The sequence below is a fragment of the Streptomyces sp. AcH 505 genome (genome assembly GCF_000818175.1).
GTDB lineage: Bacteria > Actinomycetota > Actinomycetes > Streptomycetales > Streptomycetaceae > Streptomyces.
In genome coordinates this window covers 6,117,123-6,118,835 of record NZ_JTIY01000001.1, presented here as the reverse complement: position 1 = coordinate 6,118,835, position 1,713 = coordinate 6,117,123, and the positions used below count along the sequence as shown (strand labels likewise).

General features: G+C 73.1%; 2 protein-coding genes and 1 pseudogene. 2 read left to right on the top strand and 1 reads right to left on the bottom strand.

The window, feature by feature from the left end:
- Nucleotides 1-333 (top strand): annotated as a pseudogene (locus HY68_RS45555) (hypothetical protein); the annotation flags it as partial.
- 31 nt (nt 334-364) lie between these two features.
- Here the strand turns inward: HY68_RS45555 and HY68_RS27275 are convergent.
- On the bottom strand, nt 365-1,231 hold the full coding sequence (locus tag HY68_RS27275; RefSeq protein ID WP_041993628.1) for a DNA-formamidopyrimidine glycosylase family protein: 867 nt from the start codon (nt 1,229-1,231) through the stop codon (nt 365-367).
- Between the two features lie 89 nt (nt 1,232-1,320).
- On the opposite strand from HY68_RS27275, the gene HY68_RS27270 reads away from it, so the two are divergent.
- The coding region (locus tag HY68_RS27270) for an alpha/beta fold hydrolase (RefSeq protein ID WP_041997296.1) at nt 1,321-1,713 on the top strand (393 nt) is incomplete at its 3' end.

Here is a 1,713-nt window from a genome sequence, read left to right as displayed (position 1 = left end):
GAAGGCGTGCGCTGGACGGCGTCCGACGGGGGTACGGGGACGGCGGCCGTGGTGACCGCCGCAGCGAAGGCGTGGGGAACGGATGTCGCATTCGAGCTGAGCCGTCCCGTCGCCCCGGGCAGCTGCGCGCTGGTCGCGGTGGGCCGGGACGGGTCGCGGGAGACGGTGACGACCTGGGCGGCGCCGGCGGGGCAGCCGAAGCCGCTGGTCACCCGGGGCGGCGCCGCGCTGCAGCCGGACCAGATCGACCACTTCGAGGTACAAGCCTCCGACGGCAGACGGCTGGTGACGCTCACGGAACGCGGCACGGGACACGGCGCCGCACCGCCGTGAGAAGGGCGCGGCTGGCCCAGCAGGCGCCGTCCTACTTGAGCAGCCGGGACAGCCGCCGGTCGGCGAGCGGTTTGCCGCCCGTCTGACAGGTGGGGCAGTACTGCAACGACGAGTCGCTGAAGGACACTTCCCTGATGGTGTCGCCGCAGACCGGGCAGGCCTCGCCCGCGCGGCCGTGCACCCGCAGCCCGCTCTTCTTCTCCGCCTTGAGCCGTCCCGCCGCCACGCCGCGCGACCGTTCGACCGCCTCGGTCAGGGTGGTGCGCATCGCCTCGTAGAGGGTGGTGACCTCGTCCTCGGTGAGGTTGTGCACGGGCTTGAAGGGCGACATCTTCGCCGCGTGCAGGATCTCGTCGCTGTACGCGTTGCCGATCCCGGCGATCAGCCGCTGGTCGCGCAGCGCCCCCTTGAGCTGCCGCCGCTCCCCCGCGAGCAGCCGGGCGAAGGCGTCACGGTCGAAGGAGTCGTCGAGCGGCTCGGGACCGAGCGTCCTGATGGCGGGCACATCCGCCAGGTCGCGTACGAGATGCACGGCGAGGCGTTTGGTCGTCCCCGCCTCCGTCAGGTCGAAGCCGTCCCCCTCGGCCAGCACGGTCCGCAGCGCGAGCGGGCCCTTGCCAGGCCGGGGCGGCGCGGGCGGGAAGGAGTCCTTCCAGCGCAGCCATCCGGCGCGGGCCAGATGAATCGCGAGATGCAGCCCCGCTTCGCCCGCGACGATGTCAAGATATTTACCCCGCCGCCCGACGGCGGTGACACTCTCGCCCTCCAGGGCGGTGAGCGGCGGATCATAGGTCTTGAGGACATTGACCGTCAGAGGCAGGACGCGCACGATCCGCTTGCCCACCAGATGGCCGTCGAGGAATTCTCGCAGCGCTTCGACTTCGGGTACTTCCGGCATGCTTCAAGCGTGCCGCACGCCCCGAGCGGTTGCCCGGCGAGCCGGTGAAAGGAAGACCACAGGTGCTTGTACGCGATCGTCACGCCACCGTGCAGCCCGCGCTGCTCCTCGACAGAACGGTCGCCCGCCCGCGAGCGGCCGTCCTCCTGCTGCACGGAGGCCGCGCCGACGGCGAGGAACCGCCGACCCGGCTGAATCTGCCGGGGGCCCGGCTGCGGCCCTTCACCCGGGCCGTGCTGCGGGCGACCGAGGGACAGGACGTGCTGGTGGGCCGGGTGCGCTACCGCTACCGGGGCTGGAACGGCAGCCGCGCCGACGCGGCGCGTGACGCGCGCCGGGCGCTGGACGAGCTGGCGCTGCTCGCGGGCAGCGTGCCCGTGGTGCTGCTCGGGCACTCGATGGGCGCGCGTGCGGCGCTGTCGGCGGCCGGCCACGACCTGGTCAGCGGCGTGGTGGGGCTCGCGCCGTGGTGCCCGCCCGAC